Source organism: Amnibacterium flavum, from assembly GCF_003097495.1.
GTDB classification, from domain to species: domain Bacteria; phylum Actinomycetota; class Actinomycetes; order Actinomycetales; family Microbacteriaceae; genus Naasia; species Naasia flava.
Genome location: NZ_QEOP01000001.1, coordinates 1,072,167 through 1,089,308, shown reverse-complemented (window position 1 = coordinate 1,089,308; position 17,142 = coordinate 1,072,167). Strand labels below are relative to the sequence as shown.

General features: G+C 67.5%; 15 protein-coding genes. 5 read left to right on the top strand and 10 right to left on the bottom strand.

The window, feature by feature from the left end:
• Nucleotides 1-17 precede the first annotated feature (17 nt).
• Entirely contained in the window at nucleotides 18-1,847 is a 1,830-nt protein-coding gene (locus DDQ50_RS05145; RefSeq protein WP_133245908.1) for a hypothetical protein, read from the top strand.
• A 281-nt stretch (nucleotides 1,848-2,128) separates the two neighbouring features.
• Here the strand turns inward: DDQ50_RS05145 and DDQ50_RS05140 are convergent, their stop codons facing one another.
• From DDQ50_RS05140 to DDQ50_RS05120, 5 genes are all read right to left on the bottom strand, one after another.
• Nucleotides 2,129-4,195, bottom strand: coding sequence for a hypothetical protein (locus DDQ50_RS05140; RefSeq protein WP_133245907.1), 2,067 nt, complete (start codon nucleotides 4,193-4,195; stop codon nucleotides 2,129-2,131).
• Nucleotides 4,192-4,500, bottom strand: a complete 309-nt coding sequence (locus DDQ50_RS17210) for a hypothetical protein (RefSeq protein WP_116755585.1) — start codon at nucleotides 4,498-4,500, stop codon at nucleotides 4,192-4,194. The genes DDQ50_RS05140 and DDQ50_RS17210 overlap by 4 nt, the downstream gene beginning before the upstream one ends.
• Before the next feature lie 276 nt (nucleotides 4,501-4,776).
• Nucleotides 4,777-5,931, bottom strand: a complete 1,155-nt coding sequence (glf, locus tag DDQ50_RS05130) for a UDP-galactopyranose mutase (protein ID WP_116755584.1) — start codon at nucleotides 5,929-5,931, stop codon at nucleotides 4,777-4,779.
• Nucleotides 5,932-5,971: 40 nt separating this feature from the next.
• Nucleotides 5,972-6,805 (bottom strand): glycosyltransferase, encoded by an 834-nt coding sequence (locus DDQ50_RS05125; protein ID WP_116755583.1) that lies wholly within the window; start codon nucleotides 6,803-6,805, stop codon nucleotides 5,972-5,974.
• Nucleotides 6,802-7,749 (bottom strand): glycosyltransferase family 2 protein, encoded by a 948-nt coding sequence (locus DDQ50_RS05120; RefSeq protein WP_240614237.1) that lies wholly within the window; start codon nucleotides 7,747-7,749, stop codon nucleotides 6,802-6,804. Before DDQ50_RS05120 ends, DDQ50_RS05125 begins: the two co-directional genes overlap by 4 nt.
• 353 nt (nucleotides 7,750-8,102) lie before the next feature.
• Between DDQ50_RS05120 and DDQ50_RS05115 the strand changes: the two genes are divergently transcribed.
• On the top strand, nucleotides 8,103-8,633 hold the full coding sequence (locus tag DDQ50_RS05115; protein ID WP_116755581.1) for a MarR family winged helix-turn-helix transcriptional regulator: 531 nt from the start codon (nucleotides 8,103-8,105) through the stop codon (nucleotides 8,631-8,633).
• Between the two features lie 184 nt (nucleotides 8,634-8,817).
• Here DDQ50_RS05115 and DDQ50_RS05110 read toward each other — a convergent pair whose 3' ends face one another.
• The gene (locus DDQ50_RS05110) at nucleotides 8,818-9,603 is read right to left on the bottom strand and encodes an SDR family oxidoreductase (protein WP_116755580.1); all 786 of its coding nucleotides are present in this window, start codon (nucleotides 9,601-9,603) and stop codon (nucleotides 8,818-8,820) included.
• A gap of 42 nt (nucleotides 9,604-9,645) precedes the next feature.
• The gene (locus tag DDQ50_RS05105) at nucleotides 9,646-10,002 is read right to left on the bottom strand and encodes a nuclear transport factor 2 family protein (RefSeq protein ID WP_165829701.1); all 357 of its coding nucleotides are present in this window, start codon (nucleotides 10,000-10,002) and stop codon (nucleotides 9,646-9,648) included.
• Nucleotides 10,003-10,182: 180 nt separating this feature from the next.
• On the opposite strand from DDQ50_RS05105, the gene DDQ50_RS05100 reads away from it, so the two are divergent.
• From DDQ50_RS05100 to DDQ50_RS05090, 3 genes are all read left to right on the top strand, one after another.
• On the top strand, nucleotides 10,183-11,139 hold the full coding sequence (locus tag DDQ50_RS05100) for a hypothetical protein (protein WP_133245904.1): 957 nt from the start codon (nucleotides 10,183-10,185) through the stop codon (nucleotides 11,137-11,139).
• 159 nt (nucleotides 11,140-11,298) lie between these two features.
• Entirely contained in the window at nucleotides 11,299-13,350 is a 2,052-nt protein-coding gene (locus DDQ50_RS05095) for a DUF6541 family protein (RefSeq protein WP_133245903.1), read from the top strand.
• 228 nt (nucleotides 13,351-13,578) lie between these two features.
• The gene (locus DDQ50_RS05090) at nucleotides 13,579-14,715 is read left to right on the top strand and encodes a glycosyltransferase family 4 protein (RefSeq protein ID WP_116755576.1); all 1,137 of its coding nucleotides are present in this window, start codon (nucleotides 13,579-13,581) and stop codon (nucleotides 14,713-14,715) included.
• Between the two features lie 24 nt (nucleotides 14,716-14,739).
• On the opposite strand, the gene DDQ50_RS17205 is transcribed toward DDQ50_RS05090, so the two are convergent.
• The 3 genes from DDQ50_RS17205 to purE form a co-directional block, all read right to left on the bottom strand.
• Nucleotides 14,740-14,952, bottom strand: coding sequence for a hypothetical protein (locus DDQ50_RS17205; RefSeq protein ID WP_165829700.1), 213 nt, complete (start codon nucleotides 14,950-14,952; stop codon nucleotides 14,740-14,742).
• Between the two features lie 190 nt (nucleotides 14,953-15,142).
• Nucleotides 15,143-16,567, bottom strand: coding sequence for an LCP family glycopolymer transferase (locus tag DDQ50_RS05080; RefSeq protein ID WP_338065115.1), 1,425 nt, complete (start codon nucleotides 16,565-16,567; stop codon nucleotides 15,143-15,145).
• Entirely contained in the window at nucleotides 16,564-17,049 is a 486-nt protein-coding gene (gene purE / locus DDQ50_RS05075) for a 5-(carboxyamino)imidazole ribonucleotide mutase (protein WP_240614289.1), read from the bottom strand. Before purE ends, DDQ50_RS05080 begins: the two co-directional genes overlap by 4 nt.
• Nucleotides 17,050-17,142: the final 93 nt, after the last annotated feature.

The following is a 17,142-nucleotide window of genomic DNA, read 5'->3' as shown; positions in this document are numbered from 1 at the left end:
CCGACCGCGGAGCCATCATGACCACCCTCTCCCGTGTCTCGCACATCAGCGCCATAGTCTCGACCAGGGCGGAGATCGGTCGACGGTGGCTTTTCGGCCTCTCCAATCCACAGGACGACCGGCGCCCCACCCGGCTGCCGCTGCTCCTGTTCGCTCTGCTCCCGCCGCTCTACCTCGCTCACCAGGTGATCTTCTCGCCACGGTTCGTTCTGGGTGGCGAGATGTGGGCCGAGATGGCGACCAATTACTACGCCAACGCGGAATCGTCGTCTCTCCGCACACAGCTACTCGCTACCGACGCTGGCTACATCCCCTTGCCACAACGTATCGTCGGTCTCGTAGGAAACTTCCTCGATCTGCCGCCGACATCGATCCCGTATTTCTACACCTTCACGGCACTGATCCTGTCGGCGATGGTGGTCGGTGTGATCGTGCTCCCCGCGTTCCGACCCGTCATCGCAAGCGACGTGCTCCGCTTCCTCATCGCTGCGGCGTGCCTGATGGTCATCGACTTTGAGGTGCGCACGTACATCAACTTCACCTATCTCGTCGTCGTGCCGGTTGCCTTCCTCGCCGCGCTCGCACTCGTTCAACCGCGCCGGAATGTGCCGGCTTGGGCATGGTTGACCCCTCTATTCCTCGTCTCAAAGCCCGCAGTGCTGACAGTCCTTCCAGCCGTGGTCGCCGCGGGGCTGCTCAGCAGGGGCCGCTTCCGGCGGATCATGATCGTGTCGTTGCTGGCGGGAGCTGGTCAGGTCGTCCGCCTCGCCCTGAGTGCGCGCTCGGGCGGATCCCTCCTGCAGACCGACGCTGACTCCACCCTGATCGACAAAGTGTGGGCGGCCGTGATCTACACTCTCGGCTTCCTTCCCCGGTTCCTTCTCGGTGCCATCACCCCCTTCCCAATCGAATGGCTGCCCCTAATCGGTCTCGGCTTGCTCGCGCTGGTGTTCGCTTGCGTGCTGGGGCTCCGATCGAGGGCCGGAGCCCTCGTCCTCGTCGGGGTCTCGCTCGTCGCGGCCACCATGCTGCTGAATGCCGTGAGCTTCCCCAACTGGTTCGTCCCCGATGGCTCCTTCCTGTCGCTCGGCGGTTACGACAGACGCGTCATCGTCGCCGTCTTCGGCGCCATAGTGATTGTCGGCGGCATTGTGTCGCAGATCGTGGAAGCCCGCCCTGTCCGCTCCCTCATCGCAACCTTGCTCGCGGCGACCAGGCACAGCTGGAACGAGGCGGGGGTTCCCACGACCATCCGCACCGTTAGCGTCGCCGTCTTCGTGGTCTGGTTCGTGGCAACCGGATGGGGAACATACGCCTCTCGCATCAGCCAGCCGCTGACGGCTCCGCTGGGAGACGTCCTGCAGTGGCAGGAAGTGGCGCCCGAGCTGACGACCGCCGACCCAGTCGTGTGCATCCCCGTGGCGCCGTTCGGCTGGCCGGCCTACGGCAGAGGGTGCCAGATGCTGTACGGCTCCGTCACCGCGGGTGTCGGCATGAAACCGGTGCCCCAAGAACGGAACGGGCTTTATGTGCTCGACCTCGACATTCCCGATGAGGTTGCAGATCGTTCGGTGGCGGCGATCGCCCTCATCGCCCAAGCGGCGGACGTCACCGGCGATGTCGACGCGAAGCTCGTCCTCACCCGGTCGGACGGCGACGAGACGGTCATCAGTGCGGACGAGGACCTTCCTCCGGCTGGTGGCACCGTCTTTTTCGCCTCCCGACCCGCCGTCCTGACAGCGGATGTGATGTCGGCGCGAGTCGAGTTCACAGCGCCCGTGCGAGTGGGGTGGGTTGCGACAGCGGACGGCGAGCAAGAGGTGAAGGCCCTCTGGATGGGGCAGTGACCAGGTAGCTCCGACATCGGCGTCGGGTCGGATGGGCGTGCGGCCCTCCCAGCCCGAGAGGCTGGCGACGTCGCGCGCAATCGGCTACTCGCTGCATCGGCTAATCGGCTTCTCTCTCGAGGCATCTACTCGGCGCCCCGAGGGATTCGACCGCAGCTGACCGACAAATGAACGCGCGCGTCCCGGCAGGGTCCCGATTGGAAGGACCCGCGTGCGGTCGGTGGGAACCGCCATGCTTGGGAGTCCGGGAGGTCACCTGACCGGAGCGCGTCCCGATCTCGCTACTGGACGACAACCCTCCGGCATCCGATGACCGACTGGACGGAATTACCCGGGTCGACCGCGTAGACGCACACATCGACCGGCCCCGTGGCTGACGGGACGGTCACTTGAAAGCCTGTCTGCGGTCCCGTTCCGGCGACGGCGGCCTGCACGTCGGGCCGCGGGAGGTCGGCGAGCACCGGGAGGCCGCTGGTCCCCACATAGACGTGAGCCCAGATGGGGGTAGGGACCTGGGGGGTCGCGACCCAGCCGGACACCTCCACCACACCGATACCGCCACGAGCCACGTCGATGGACCCGATGGGATCGGAAGCGAGCACGCGCACCGACCGGCAGCCAAGATTGGCATTCGGGCCCGTGCCGGCGTTAATGCCCGTCACGCACACGTTGCGAACGCCGGGCGCGGCAGCGATGGTGGTCTCGAAACCATGCGCTCCTCCGTAGCCCGGGAACGCCGAGGCGATGTCGGGCCGGGACCTATCGGCCCGAATGGTCGATGGGACGCCGTCGACCGACACCGTGACGTCGATGCCGTTCGCTGTATCCGGGTCGAGGGTCCAGCCCGACACCGTAAGCGAGTTGCGATTGGCGGTGACCGCGTCGATGTTGCCCACCGGCGACCGTCCGAGGTCTTCACCCGTGACCGTCACCTGCACGGTTCGACAGCCGAGAAGCACATTCCGACCCGCGCCCTGATTGATGGCGTAGGCGCAGATCTGGTGTGGCCCTCGCGCCAACGTGAATGATGCCGCGTACCCGTGGCGGGTGCCATAGGACGGGAACACGCCCGCCACGTCGGGCCGTGCGCCGTCGGCCTGAAGGGGATATCCGGCGCCATCGACGTACACATGCACGGGGATCGCGGCGGCGGTGTCGGGGTCGATAGCCCATCCGCCGACAGACACCGTCGGCCCCACGGCGGAGACGTCGTCGACACTGCCGAACGGGCTTCCGTCCGAGACGACGACGGTGGAGCAGCCGAGACGTGAGTTGCCGCCGGGTCCTACGTTGATGCCGAAGACGCAGACCTGGTGCGCTCCGGGCGCCGCGGGTACGTCAAGGGAGAAACCGAGCGCGGCATTGGGGCGGTAGTAGACCGAGGCGACGTCAGGACGCGCTCGGTCCGCCCGGGTAGCTACGCCGACCCCGTCGACATAGACGTGGGCGGCGATGGGGTCGGTCGTGTCGAAGTCGAGGGTCCATCCGCGCACCGTGATCCCGCCCGGCGCAGGAGTGATCGCGTCCACCGAGCCGATCGGATCGACAGGGTTCGTGGGCGAGCCGAACCAGTCCGTATAGAGGCGCCAGAAGTTGCGGTTCCCGTACGAGGAGCAACCATCGGTCTGCCCGCCGTAGACGTTCGACATGGCCGTGGCGTTCGGCTGGTAGGGGGTGTAGTAGTACAGTCCGGCGGTCGCCTGGTTGCGGATGAGGACAGGGCTCGTCCCGCACTCGACCCGCGGGTGGAACCGCACGTTGGACACCTGTCCGACGGGAAACCAGGTGTAGGTTCGGCTGGTGCCCGGGGGATTCGAATAACGCTTGTACTGCCACGCCGCTTTGTAAACTTGATTGTAGAAGCCGGCGAACTCGGCGTCGCAGGGAGCGGTGTCCGGGCACGCGTAGCCGGTGGCCTTCTCGTACTGCCATGCTTCCGGCCACGTGTCGGTGACAAGCGACATCTCCTTCTCGAGGAGGACGAGCAGTACACGCTGGCTGACACCGCAGACCTGGCCGACTCGTGTGATGATCTGGGCCGCGGTCTCGTTGGCCTGGCCGATGTATGCGCTGCACATGGGGTCGGTGGGACGCGTCCAGGTGCTTTGCCGGTAGTCCTTCAGACAGGTGTACCCAGCTCGGCACTGGCTCACTTTCGAATTGAGGAACTGCTGGACCTGCTCGGTCGACATTGCGCCGCCGTCGAAGAAGCGGTAGTCGCTGATGATGTTGCCGGGGTCGAACTGCGAAGCATCAGCAGCCAGTGCCGGCGGAGCTGCGCTCAGGAGGCCCGCGATGACAGCGAGCAGGCCGACCGTGGCCGCAGCCAATCGCGGTAAGCGATTCATCGGGAGTCCACCGTTCCGGCGATCGAGCCCGACGACGTGTCATCGGTGTAGCGGAGTTCAAAGGACCACGGCCCCTCGGACGCGGAGGCAACCGGCACGGTCACCGAGGCGCAGTAGGTCACGGAGGCGTCGGGAACGGCGGGTGCGGTCACGCCGTCGACCCCGAAGGCGGAGGTGATCGTGAGCAGGCAGGACCCCTCGGCCACACGGTCGGGAATGACGGCCGACACGACGATGGCTGAGGCATCCGCGTCGAAGCGCGCGTCGAGCAGTTGAACGGGGGCGCTCTGCGGGTCCGGATCCACACTTGGCGGCACGGGCTTTGTAGGGGGCTCGGTGGGCGTCGGCGACGGACTCGGCGAACTCGATGCGGACGGGGAGGACCTCGGCGGAGTCGGCGACCGCGGGGCGTCGGTGTCCGGGGTGCACGCGCTCAGCAGGCCGGCAACCAGTACGGCAGTGCCGAGCGTGACGGAGGCGGGAACTCGACGGGCACGCATGCCTGAATGCTAGCCATCCGGTTTCCTTACCGGGGCCCAGACACGCTCGACCCTAACCGATTGGGTGCCGCGGCCCCCGGGTCAGCCGCGGAAGTGGGGGGCGATCTCGTTGTTGAACGCCGACAGAGCAGCCCCGATCGCCATGTGCATGTCGAGGTACTGGTAGGTGCCGAGGCGCCCACCGAACCAGACGCCGTCCTCGGCTTTCGCGAGCTCGCGGTAGCGAAGCAGACGCTCACGGTCGACGGGCGAGTTGATCGGGTAGTAGGGCTCGTCGTCACGCGTCGCGAACCGCGAGAACTCACGCACGATGACCGTTGCGTCGTCGGTGTAGGTGCGTTCGGGGTGGAAATGCCGGAACTCGTGGATGCGGGTGTAGCGTACGCCGGCATCGGAGTAGTTCATGACGGGCGTGCCCTGGAAGTCCTTGATCGGCAGCACCTCCTGCTCGAAGTCGAGGGTGCGCCAGGCGAGCTCGCCTTCGCCGTGCTCGAAGTAGCGGTCGAGCGGGCCGGTGTAGACGACGGGGATTCGGCCGACGACCTTGCCCTTGCTGATCGACTGCGACTCGTCGAAGAAGTCGGTGTCGAGACGGACCTCGATGAGCGGGTGGTCCGCCATCCGCTCGAACCATGCCGTGTACCCGTCGACGGGCAGTCCCTCGAACCGGTCGTTGAAGTACCGGTTGTCGTAGTTGTAGCGGACGGGCAGCCGGGAGATGATCTCGGCCGGCAGCTCGCGCGGGTCGGTCTGCCACTGCTTGGCCGTGTAGTCGCGCACGAACGCCTCGTAGAGCGGGCGCCCGATGAGGGAGATCGCCTTCTCCTCGAGGTTCGCGGGCTTGCCGTCGCCCAGTTCGGCGGCTTGCTCGACGACGAGCTCACGCGCCGAACCCGGCGAGTGGGAGGCGCGGAAGAATTGGTTGATGGTGCCCAGGTTGATGGGCAGCGGGTAGATCTCGCCGCGGTAGTTCGCGTAGACGCGATGCACGTAGTCGGTGAACTTCGTGAACCGGTTGACGTACTCCCAGACCGACGGGTTGGAGGTGTGGAAGAGGTGCGCGCCGTAGCGGTGCACCTCGATGCCGGTCGTCGGCTCGATCTCGCTGTAGGCGTTGCCGCCGATGTGGCTGCGACGGTCGATGACGACGACGCGCAGCCCGAGCTCCTCGGCGACGCGTTCGGCGATGGTGAGACCGTAGAGGCCCGCGCCGACGATGATCAGATCGGGCTGCATGGCTCCCCTTCATGGAGACGACGACCGCTGGTGGAGGGACTCACTGCTGGCCCCTGACGAAGACACGGCGGTAGGCGGCACGCCGGATGCCGAGCGGGATGAGGCGGTAGCCGCCCCGCACCAGGATATTGCGCAGGGCCTGCCGCCTCGTGGTGAACCCGATCGAGCGGAGTTCGCGCTGGAGCCGGAGTTCGGCGCGCAGCTGAGCCCACCCTCCGCGGCGCTTGTACGCGCCGGCATCGACCCGGTATCGGACGACGGGCTCGGGCAGGTTGTCGACGCGGGCGCCGGAGTGGATCATCCGGGCGAACAGCGAGTAGTCCTCCATCAGCGGGGTGTCCTCGCGGTATCCCCCGGCCTTGCGGACAGCCTCGCGCCGGTAGACGACCGTCGGATGGTTGAACGGGTCGTGGAAGCGCGCGTAGTCGGCGATCGCGGCGCCATGCGGGGGGATCCGCAGGCCGAGGGCGGCACCGGAGTCGCTGGCGAATTCGAACATGCCGCCGCCCACGAGGTCGAGGGACCCGTCGATCAGGGCGGTGAGCTGGTTCTCGAAGCGGTGCGGGAGGCTCTCGTCGTCGGCGTCGATGCGGGCGACGATCTCGTGACTGCACCGCTCGAGGCCGGCGGTGAGCGCCCGGGACAGGCCACGGTTCTGCGGGAGTTCGACGAGGTGCACCGGCACGGGACTCGAGTCGACGATCGTGCTGATCGCGGCCGCGAGCGGCTCGGGCACGGCGCCGTCGCGGACGATGACGACCTCGTCGGGGACGAGGGTCTGCTCGGTGACCGACGACTCGAACGCCCGCTTGAGGTAGGCGGCGTGGTCGCCCCGGTAGACGGGGAGGAGCAGGGAGAACGGCGGCGTGCTCATCGGACGGCGGCCTCCTCGACGGCGCGGACCGCTTCGGTCGCACGGCCGAGGTCGGCGAGCACGATGGAGTTGGGGCGGGGACGCGAACGCCAGCCGTCGGACCATCCGGTGCGGAACCCGTCGCGGAGGGTCGGCCGGTCGCTCGACAGGCGCACGGTGCGGATCCACCGGCGGATCGTCGAGGCGCCGTAGACGATCTTCTCGAGGGGCGAGAGCGCGGACGAGAACCGCCAGAGCCACACCTTGTTGCGAACCTCATTGAAGAAGCGCGCTCCGGGGTCGGCGTCGGTGGAACCTCGCACATTGGTCTTGTGGACGACGACGCTCGCGGGAACGGCGAGACCACGGCGGCCGCGCACGAGCCGGGCGGAGTATTCGAAGTCGTCGTTCCAGATGAAGTAGTCGGCGATCGGCAGACCGACTCGACGGATGGCGTCGGCGCGGACGAACATCGACACGAACGACGAGGTGCGCACATCGACGACGCCCGCGCGGGTGGCGGACGCGCGGCGCGCGGCGCGCGCGAACGGGTTCGGTCGAGGCGTGTTCATGGGGTGGTCGAGCCCGTCCGTCCAGACGACCCGGGAGCCGAGCAGGTCGGTGTCAGCCGGCGCCCTCTCGGCGACGCGCAGCAGTTCGACGAGCGCCGTGGGCGTCGGGACGGTGTCGTCGTCCATCGCCCAGACCCAGTCGACGGCGCGGTTCTGCAGGGCCGCAGCGAGACCGACGGCGAAGCCGCCCGCTCCCCCGGTGTTGCGCTCGAGCTCCCAGAGCTCGACCTCGGGTGCCGCCGCACGGACCGCGTCGGCGGTTCCGTCGGTCGACGCGTTGTCGATGACGATGATCGCGTCGAGGGGCCGGGTCTGCTCTTTCAGGGCCTGGATCGACTCCAGCAGGAGCTCTCGACGGTTGTAGGCGACCACGACCGCCACGACGGTGCTCACGTGCTGCTGAGTCAATCGATTCCCGGTCCTGACACGTCGAAGACGCCCGGCGGACGCGTCACCCATTCAACCATCCCCGCTGTCAGGGGATGGCAGATGGTCGGCGAGCGAGTGCCGCTCGAGAGGCCGACCGTTGTCCGTGGCGGCTGCCCGAGCTCGTGCGAGATGCAGCGAGAACGCAATCTCCTCACGGACACGCACCGATGTGCGTCCTGGGTCGATCGAAGCCTTGAGCCTGAAGTGCCGTTTGGATTCGCTATCGCGCGCGTCCCTTACCATCGCCGGGGCAACACCGTGCGGCGCAACGCGCTGAGAGATAGTGTCCCACAGTGCAATTTCGGTAGAATCGAGCCATGGAAAGCAGCGCTGTGAGCCCGGGTTCGCTGCCGCTGCAGGCGAGCAGTTTCCCGTACCGGTCGGAGTTGCTGGCGAACCTCAGCGCGCTGATCCTGCTGTGGGATTCTCCCGCCCTGCAAGGGGAGATCCTCGCGAAGAGCGGCGAGAGCATCGACCAGCCTTCTCACGCAACCCTCCGGCACCTTCTCGCCTGGGGACCGATGCGCCCGACCGCGCTGTCCGAGGTCCTCGCCACTGGGGCGTCGTACGTGAGCAAGATCGTGCGCCGGCTCGAGAACGATGGGCTTGTAGAGCGCTCGGCCGACCCTTCCGATCGGCGTGCCACCCTGATCAGCCTCACTCCCGCGGGAGAGGAGGCGGCACGTGGCGTGTACGCACTCGGCGATCGCATGATCGCCGAAGTGCTGGAAGCGTGGTCACCCGCCGATATCGAGCACTACACGGCTCTCACCGAGAGGTTCGTGAAGGACGCGATAACGTCAGCGGATCGCATGCTGGAACGGGGCCTTCTCCCCGTGAAGCCTTAGTACCACCGCTGCGGCTCATCGCGGCGCCATCGCACCCAGGCAATACCGGGTTATCGACGGAGACCCGCGTCGCTGTCGCGTATGAATGCTGGCCCTGGTCGCTTGCTCGAGTTGCCCTGCGACGGGAAGACGAGCCGCCGGCCAACCACACGAGGGCTGACCGGCGTCTATGCCGCATCAGGTGTCAGATCGTCGGCACCGTTCCGCCGTCGATCACGACCTCGGCGCCGACGATCGCCGACGCCCGATCAGAGACCAGGAAACCAACGAGGTCGGCAATCTCATCCGTCTCGGCGAACCGCCCCAAGGGCACGCCTCCGAGGGAATCCATTACGCGCTGCGCCGCGGCCTCCCTGCTGATTCCGTTGGCTTCGGCGATCCGGTCGTAGAACACTTCCGTGGCTTCTGTCCTGATGCCACCCGGACTTATCGCGTTGACACGAACACCTTTCGGCGCGAGCTCGGTGGCGAGTCCCTTGCTGTAGGTGCGCAGCGCTCCTTTCGCGGCCGCGTAAGGAAGTGTCGACTCCCACTGAGGCAGCTGTCGTTGAATCGACGTGAAGTGCACGACGACTCCTGACCCCTTAGCGACCATGGCCGGAATCAGCGCGCGGTCCAGACGCACGGCGCCGAGGAAGTTGAGTTGGAGTTCGGTGATCCACTGCTCCTCGGGCACCGCCTCGAACCCGCCCGCCGGCGTGGACGATCCTCCAACAACGTGCACGACGATGTCGACGCCACCGGCCTTCTCCATCTGGGCCGCGACACGATCAGTGCCCGCCTTGGTGGCGGTGTCCGCGCTGATGGATCGGTCTGGGCGTTCCAAGCCCTCAGGCATCGACCGAGCGGAGACCCAGACGTCGGCGCCGAGCTCCCGCAATCGCCGAACAACCGCGGCACCGGCCCCTTTCGTTCCACCAGTCACCAGAGTTCGACGACCATCCAGTCGATCGTGATCTGAGAGCGACATACGCATCTTCCCCTCTACTCACCCGAGTCAGGCGCGGACGAGCTACGCAGCCGCCGGCGCGAAATCGAGCTCAACGATCCGCCCCTCATCGTTCAAGCGGAACTGGTATTCCAGTTCCGCGACCCCGCCGGGGAAGTTTCCCTCGAGCCGATACGACGCCCCCACCATTCCGTCGACCTCACGTGCTCCGAGGAAGGTCAGGCTTGTCGTGAAGAGATGAATCGAGCCGTCGATCCAGCGGCGGATCTCGTCCGGCCCGCGAAAGGTCTCGCCCTGGTCCGAGGCCACAGCAGCCTCGGCGAACAACGCGTGCACGTTGTCCGCATCGCCTCCCTGCCAGCCCTCAACGAACCCGTGCACCGCAGCGGGAAGTTCGTCGTTCTTCAGTTCCTTACTCATCATTTTGCCTTCTTCGGTTGGAAACCGTCCTTCAGGACAGTACCACTGGTACTGTCCTGGGCGACAGCACTCGTCGCCCTCTCCATCCGACGGGCCCCTCGAACCGGGGCTGGTTGGGGTTCGTTCGCCGCCAGCACCGTCGACGGGTGCGTCCACGTGCGCGCATCAACGGGGGATGTCATGAGGAACATCGGGGTGGCGGCTGCCGCCGCTGTCGTCGCAATGGTGCTGTCCGGATGTGCGATGTCGTCCACCAGTGAGCAGGGCTCGAGCTACGAAGCCGCCTCCAACGCCGACGACAGCGCGAACTACCTGTTCGTGCAGGAGGCCACGTCGGGGACTTTCCTCCCGAGCTCGGATGACTACTACGACCTGGTCCTCACAGGCGTCGAGGACCACACCGTCTACTTCGCGGACAGGCCGACGCGCGATGCCGGCAGCCTCCCGACAGACCAGTTCATCTCCACCTTCAACTGGGCGCCGGTTGCACCGAATGCGGCGATCGTGCTGCGCCACGGCGACAGCGACGCACAGACGCTCGCCGTGACACTCGACGAACCCTCGTACGACGCGTCGGCTGGCACCGTGCGATATCGCGCGAAAACCCTAGGGACCACTGCCAACACCGATCTCGCGTCGTTCGACGACAGCCTTGATGCCTCGATCCCCGAGTCGTTCGACGACGTCGCATTGTTCATCGATGACGGCGACGCGACCCATTGCGCGTCGAACGGGATCGCCGCCGATGCCTTGGCGAAGCGCGTCGATGGCGCCTCGTCGAGGGTGGAGAGCCTGACCCCGGGCCTCCTCCTCTCCACACCGTGGGGCGACGGCGTCACGGTGTCAGCTGTCAGCGCTTCGACGAGCCAACCTGTCGTGGAGCTGACGTCGGTTGGGGGCGCCACCATTGCGGTCACTCCGACGACATGTCTCACAACGCCGAACGGCCCGGCCGCAGCTGCGGACCTTCAGCCCGGTGACACGATCAACACCGCCGAGGGACAGACTCAAGTGGCGAGTGCGACAGCCGCCACGGCCGAAGTCGTCTCTCTCACGGTCGAATCGAACAACGGCCCGGGTCAGGGCACAGCCATCTTCGTCTACGGCATCCAGGTCTTTCTGGTCGCGGGCGACTAGCGCTCGGATGAAAGCTGGTCGCGTGGCAGTTGCAGGGTCCTGACAAGAGCCTTTGCCGATTGGCGGGTTGACCTGACCCGATACGCGGAGAGTTGCATACGGACTCGCGCGCTGCTGTCGCGGCGATCCGCGGCGGCACCGACGCATCGGGTAGCGTGGGTGACCCGTCCCGCCACGCATTTCCGGAAGCCGATGACTCTGCTCGATCCCTCCGTGGTCTGGTCGACCTTCGTCGCCGTCGTGGTGCTCGTCACGCCGGGCCTGCTGATCGCGGGGGCTGCGAGTATTCGAGGCATCGCACTGGTCGCGCTGGCCGCTCCGCTGACCATTGCGACGGTCGGCGTCGTCGGAGTGCTGAGCGAGTTCGTCGGGGTGTGGTTCGGCTGGTGGTCCGTGCTGGTGCTGGCCCTCGTGGCTGCGATCGCGACCCGGCTGTTGATGCGCAAGAGGACGCCTCCCGCCTGGGCACGCGGTTCCTCTCATGACGCCCTCGTTCTGAGCGCGGGCGCCCTGGTGGCCCTCATCGTCGTCGGCGTGATCGCCTACCGGGACACCCCGGTGGGCGCGATCAGTCAGACCTATGACGCGGTCTTCCACCTGAACGCGGCCGCCTCGATCCTCGACACCGGACGGGCGTCATCCCTCGAGCTGTACCGGCTGACGAACCCCGACAGCGCCTCGATCGACTTCTATCCCGCCGCCTGGCATTCGCTGGTTGCCTTGACCTCCCAGATCGCGCTCGTACCTGTCGCGACCGCGACGGGAGCGGTGTGGATCGCAGTGGCGGGCGCGCTGTGGACTCCGGGAGTGGTGCTGCTCACCCGTGCGGTGGTCGGCCGGCATGCTCTGCCCGGCTGGCGTCTTCTCATCCCGGTCGCCCTGTCGACCTGCTTCGCCGCCTTCCCCTACCTGCTGCTCAGCTGGGGCACGCTGTACCCGACGGGCCTCGCCACCGCGCTGCTGCCCGCCGGCCTCGCGCTCCTCTGGTTCGCGGTGCCGCTCAACCGGGTCGCGTTCGCGCGCGGCGTGCTCCCGGCGTTCCGGCGCAGTGTCTACCCCGCCTCACTCCTGCTGGTGTGGGTGGTCGCCGCGGTGTTCGCACATCCGCGGACTCTCATCACCTTCGTGGCACTGGCGGTGCCGCTCGCGGTGCTGGTCATCGTGCTCGCGAGCCAGGGTCTGCGGCGGGCGGGACGCCGGCGTTCGGCGATGGCCGTCGTGGCGATCCCCATCGCGGCCGTTGTCATCGCTGTTGCGGCGGCGGGGGTGATCCTCGTGCGCGCCTACGACCTCGTCAACGACCCCATCTCGAATCGGCTGACCGGCGGGCCCGCGACCGCGCACCAGGATCTGCTCGCGTCGGCCATCCAGGTGTTGACCGCGGCGCCGCTGTCGGCCCCGGGAGATCTCCCGCTGCCTCCCGCGATCCTTCTCGCTGCCGCTGTGCTCGCCGGAGCAGTGCTGGCGTTCCGCAGTCGCCGCGCGCTGCCCGTTGTACTCGGCGTGCTCGTCATGGGGGTGCTGTATTGCCTGGCCGCCGGATCCAACGACGACCTCGCGAAAATCCTCACCGCGGCCTGGTACAAGGACAAGTACCGGCTCATCTCGGTGCTCCCTCTGCTGAGCATCCCGCTCATCGTGCTGACCCTCGAGTGGCTACGGCGCGGGATCCGGCACGGTCCCCGGATCGCGGCGGCCGCTCTTGCCGCGACCGTGCTGCTCTCCTGGTTCGGCCCGACTCTGTCGGTCATGAGCGAGCAGATCGGCCGCACGTTCGCCCTGCCGCAGAGCGAGAAGGCGGGCACGCTCATCGACGCCGACGAGATCGCGCTGCTCGAGCAGGTTGCCAGCATCGTTCCCGCGGATCAGCGCGTGCTGAGCAACCCGTGGGACGGCTCTTCCCTCGTCTGGGCCATCGGACATCGCGAACCCGTCTTCCCCCATCTCGTCGGAGTGTGGGGCGCTGACCGCGACATCGTCGCCACCCGGCTCGACGAGGCGGGCACCTCGCCCGACGTCTGCGAAGCGCTCGATAACCTCCGCGTCCGCTACGTGATCGCCGATCCCGAGAAGCTGTGGGGCGGCACCGATCCGCAGGCCGCCCTCTACGCGGGAATCGACCGCGCCGTCGCGTCGGCCACCCTCGTCCCCGTCCTCACCGAGGGGTCGACGGTGCTGTACCGGATCGACGCCTGCGGGCCGCTTCTCTGACGCCGACGCCCTACTCTTGAATAACTTAACAGACACCCAAACTCATTTGTACTCAATTCGGATATCGGCCTTTCCTTGTGGTACGGCATTTCTATGCCGGAGACAGGCCGCGGCACGTTCAAGGGCACGACATACTGCCATCGCCGCGGAGGGATCATCCTCCGGTCGCGACAGGATCATCCGCTCGTCGCAGGGGCTTGCCAAGACCCCGCCGGTAGGCTCCTCTCGATGGTGACTCTGCGCGTCGTGCTCGAGAACATCCTCGAGGCATCTCCGCGTGGCATCGCGAGATACAGCGAGGAACTCACGCGCGCGCTCATCGAGCACGCTCCCCGCGATTGCAACATCGAAGGCATCGTCGCGGCGGCCACCGCGGCCGAGTACGAGAGGCTCGAGGAGCTGCTCCCCGGTCTGAGCGGACTGCACAAGCTGGCGCTCCCCCGCCGCGAAGTGCGAGCCGCGTGGCAGCACGGCTTCACCACCCGGCCGCTCGGCGGCATGGTCCATTCCCCGTCGCTGCTCGCCCCCCTGACCCGGCACGATCGGGCCAGCAGCCCGGGCGAGCAGACCGTGGTGACCATCCACGACGCGGCGCCCTGGCTGTACCCGCAGTCCTCGAGCGTCCAGTCGAAATGGGTGCTGCAGATGGCGGGCCGCGCCCGTCGTCACGCCGACGCGATCGTCGTCCCGACACACGCCGTGGCCGACGAGCTCGCCGACCGGCTCGGCCTCGGCGATCGGCTTCGCGTGATCGGCGGTGCGGTCAGTTCGAATCTGACACTGCCCGACAATGCCGACGAGATCGCCGAGCGACTCGCGCTGCCCTCGTCCTATGTGCTCACGGTCGGCACCCTCGAACCGCGCAAGGCGGTCGACGCCCTGTTCGCGGCTGCGGCGCTGCCCGACTTCCACGACCTGCCCGTCATCTTCGTCGGCCCGCCGGCCTGGGGTGAGCGCACCGTCGACCAGGCGATCGTCGAATCCGGAGCGCCGACCGGCGCGATCCGACACATCGACAGCCTGCCCGACCACGAGCTGGCGGTGGTCATCGATCGCGCGACGGTCTACATCGCCCCCAGCCTGCACGAGGGTTTCGGTCTCAGCGCGATCGAGGCGCTTCATTTCGGCACGCCCCTGATCCACTCGGATGCGCCCGCCCTGCTCGAGGTCGTCGGCGATGCCGGAGTCGTGGTCGAACGCTTCCCGTCCGAGTCGTACCCCGAGCGTCTCGCCGAGGCGATCGCCGCGACCGTCGGCGATGCGACCGCGCTGGAGCGCCTGGCGATCACCGGGCTCGACCGCGCGAAGGCGTTCAGCTGGCGCGACTCGGCGGAGCGGGTCTGGCAGCTGCACGCCGACCTCTGATCGGCGGCACGCGAGCCGGCTCGGTCAGCGGAAGCTGACCGTCGACGACTCGGGAGTGCCCGTGACCTCGCAGATGAGTGAATCGCTGCCGTCGAGCGCTGAGATCGTCACGGTCCACATGTCGCCCGTGTTGACGACCTCGGGATCGGACGAATAGTCGTCCCATGAGCGGGTCTCGTCGAGACCGTCGTCGGCCGCCTTGCAAGCGCCGATCAGTTCCTCGTCAGTCCACTCCACCGGAGGCGCGAAGGTCTCGGCGCGCCCCGCGCTCTCGGCATCCTGCGTGCTCCGCTCGACCGGCGCACCCGACGTGGGAACGAGTCCGTTGCCGGGCGGTTCGATGACGCATCCCGCGAGCAGCCCGATCGTCGCTGCCGCAACCGATGCTGCCGCGATCCGTGCCGCGACGCCGCGCGAGCCCGTGCTGTCAGTCCCCCTCCGCCGGAGTGAGCGCCATCGCGTCGGCCGTCATCTGCTGGATCAGCGAGTAATCGGGGGCCTCGGGGTCGATCAGCGGCGGAACGAAGTCGACGTTCGTGATCGGCTGCCCCTTCGCGAGGAGCGCCAGTTCGACGAAGCGTCCGAGCGTGCCTTGAGGGATATCGGTCTTGACCACCTCGGAACCCGCGGCCGCCACGTCCTGGAACCTGGCCAGCACGTTGGAGGGATCCATCTGCTGGATCATCGCCTCCTGCACCTCGCGCTGCCGCGACATGCGGTCGTAGTCGCTGGTCCCGTGCCGTGAGCGGGCGTACCAGAGGGCGGTGTTGCCGTCCATGTGCTGAACGCCGGGTTCGATCCAGGCGCCGACATCGGAGAGGTCCTCGCTGCCGCCGATGGGCAGGCGCTCCTTGACATCGATCGTGATCCCTCCGAGCGCGTTGATCAGCTGCTCGAAGCCGTACATGTCGATGAGGACGTAGTACTGGATCTGGATTCCGAGCGCACCCTCGACCGCGTCGCGCATCGCCTCGATTCCCGGTTCGCTGCCCTCTGCGACGGCGTTGGGGTAGAGGTCGGGGCTCTTCAGCTCGACCTCGGTGTAGATCGAGTTGAGCATGCACACGTCGACGTCGCAGGTGTCGTTGTACCCGTAGCCGTTGGGGTAGTTCGCGAGCATCGGCGAGTCCGCCGAGAACGGGATGCTGGTGAGGTCGCGAGGAAGCCCGAACATGCTGACCTTGCCGGTCGCGTCCTCGATGCTGATCACGGAGACGCTGTCGGGTCGGAGCCCGTCGCGGTCGGGGCCCGCATCTCCGCCGAGCAGCAGGATGTTGTAGCGACCGTTGATGGGCGGCTCGGGAGGCGCCGAGGCGAACACGTTGCCGATGGTGTCGCGGGTCGTGCCGGCAACGACGGCCCCGTAAGCGGCGGTGCCGGTCAGCACCACCAGGGTGACGATCGAGAACGCGGCGACCGCCGGACGCATCGAGCCCTTGATGCGCACCAGCTTCACGAGGCGGAGCGTGTCGAATGTCAGGACGATCCAGAGGATCGCGTAGGCGACGAGGAGCACCTGCGCCACCCACAGGCCGATCGGGTTGGTGGCGACGCTGAAGACGACCACCGGCCAGAGCAGGTACACGACGACGGCGATGCCGACGAGCAGCCACAGCGAGAGGGTCGCGCGGAGACCGAACCGACCGAGCTTGCGACTGCCGGCGAGGGCCTGGGCCGATCCCGGGATCAGCAGGTTGAGCACGACGAGGAACCACGCACGTCGCGTCATCACGCTCTGGGTGACGGGACTGGGGCGGCGCAGTGTGCTGCCGGCTCCGAGGGTCGGGTGCGTGCCGGAGGTGCGGGCGCTCCCCGACCGCGGCGCGGTCACGTACCCGGACGCGCCGCTCACAAGCCCTCTGTCGAGTCGAGTCCCGCCTGGAGGGCAGCGTTCTTCTGCTCCACCTGCTGGGCGAGCGTCTGCATGTACGCCTCGAGCTTGCCGGTGAGGGTGGGATCGCCGGCGGCGAGGATGCGAACCGCGAGGAGGCCGGCGTTCTTCGCGCCGCCGATGGAGACCGTCGCGACGGGGACGCCGCCGGGCATCTGCACGATCGAGAGGAGCGAGTCGAGGCCGTCGAGTGTGGAGAGCGGCACGGGTACACCGATGACGGGCAGAGTCGTGACGCTGGCGAGCATTCCGGGCAGATGCGCCGCCCCGCCCGCTCCCGCGACGATGACTCGGAGTCCGCGGGCCGCCGCTTCACGGCCGTAGCTGATCATCTTGTCGGGTGTGCGGTGGGCGCTGACCACCTCGACCTCGATGGGCACGCCGAACTCCCGCAGCGCGACGGCGGCGGCACGCATGACCGGCCAGTCGGAGTCGGAACCCATGACCACGCCCACCACCGGGCCGAGGTCGTCGGACTCACCGAGCGCGGCAGGGAACACCACTGCTTCTTCGACGCGCGACGGCGCGACCAGACT

Excerpts from the sequence above, each read along its gene's own strand:
- purE (WP_240614289.1), bottom strand. The coding sequence starts at position 17,049 with ATGGGTTCCGACTCCGACTGGCCGGTCATGCGTGCCGCCGCCGTCGCG.
- glf (WP_116755584.1), bottom strand. The coding sequence starts at position 5,931 with ATGCAGCCCGATCTGATCATCGTCGGCGCGGGCCTCTACGGTCTCACC.
- DDQ50_RS05145 (WP_133245908.1), top strand. The coding sequence starts at position 18 with ATGACCACCCTCTCCCGTGTCTCGCACATCAGCGCCATAGTCTCGACC.
- DDQ50_RS05140 (WP_133245907.1), bottom strand. The coding sequence starts at position 4,195 with ATGAATCGCTTACCGCGATTGGCTGCGGCCACGGTCGGCCTGCTCGCT.
- DDQ50_RS05090 (WP_116755576.1), top strand. The coding sequence starts at position 13,579 with ATGGTGACTCTGCGCGTCGTGCTCGAGAACATCCTCGAGGCATCTCCG.
- DDQ50_RS05105 (WP_165829701.1), bottom strand. The coding sequence starts at position 10,002 with ATGAGTAAGGAACTGAAGAACGACGAACTTCCCGCTGCGGTGCACGGG.
- DDQ50_RS05125 (WP_116755583.1), bottom strand. The coding sequence starts at position 6,805 with ATGAGCACGCCGCCGTTCTCCCTGCTCCTCCCCGTCTACCGGGGCGAC.
- DDQ50_RS05115 (WP_116755581.1), top strand. The coding sequence starts at position 8,103 with ATGGAAAGCAGCGCTGTGAGCCCGGGTTCGCTGCCGCTGCAGGCGAGC.
- DDQ50_RS05110 (WP_116755580.1), bottom strand. The coding sequence starts at position 9,603 with ATGTCGCTCTCAGATCACGATCGACTGGATGGTCGTCGAACTCTGGTG.
- DDQ50_RS05100 (WP_133245904.1), top strand. The coding sequence starts at position 10,183 with ATGAGGAACATCGGGGTGGCGGCTGCCGCCGCTGTCGTCGCAATGGTG.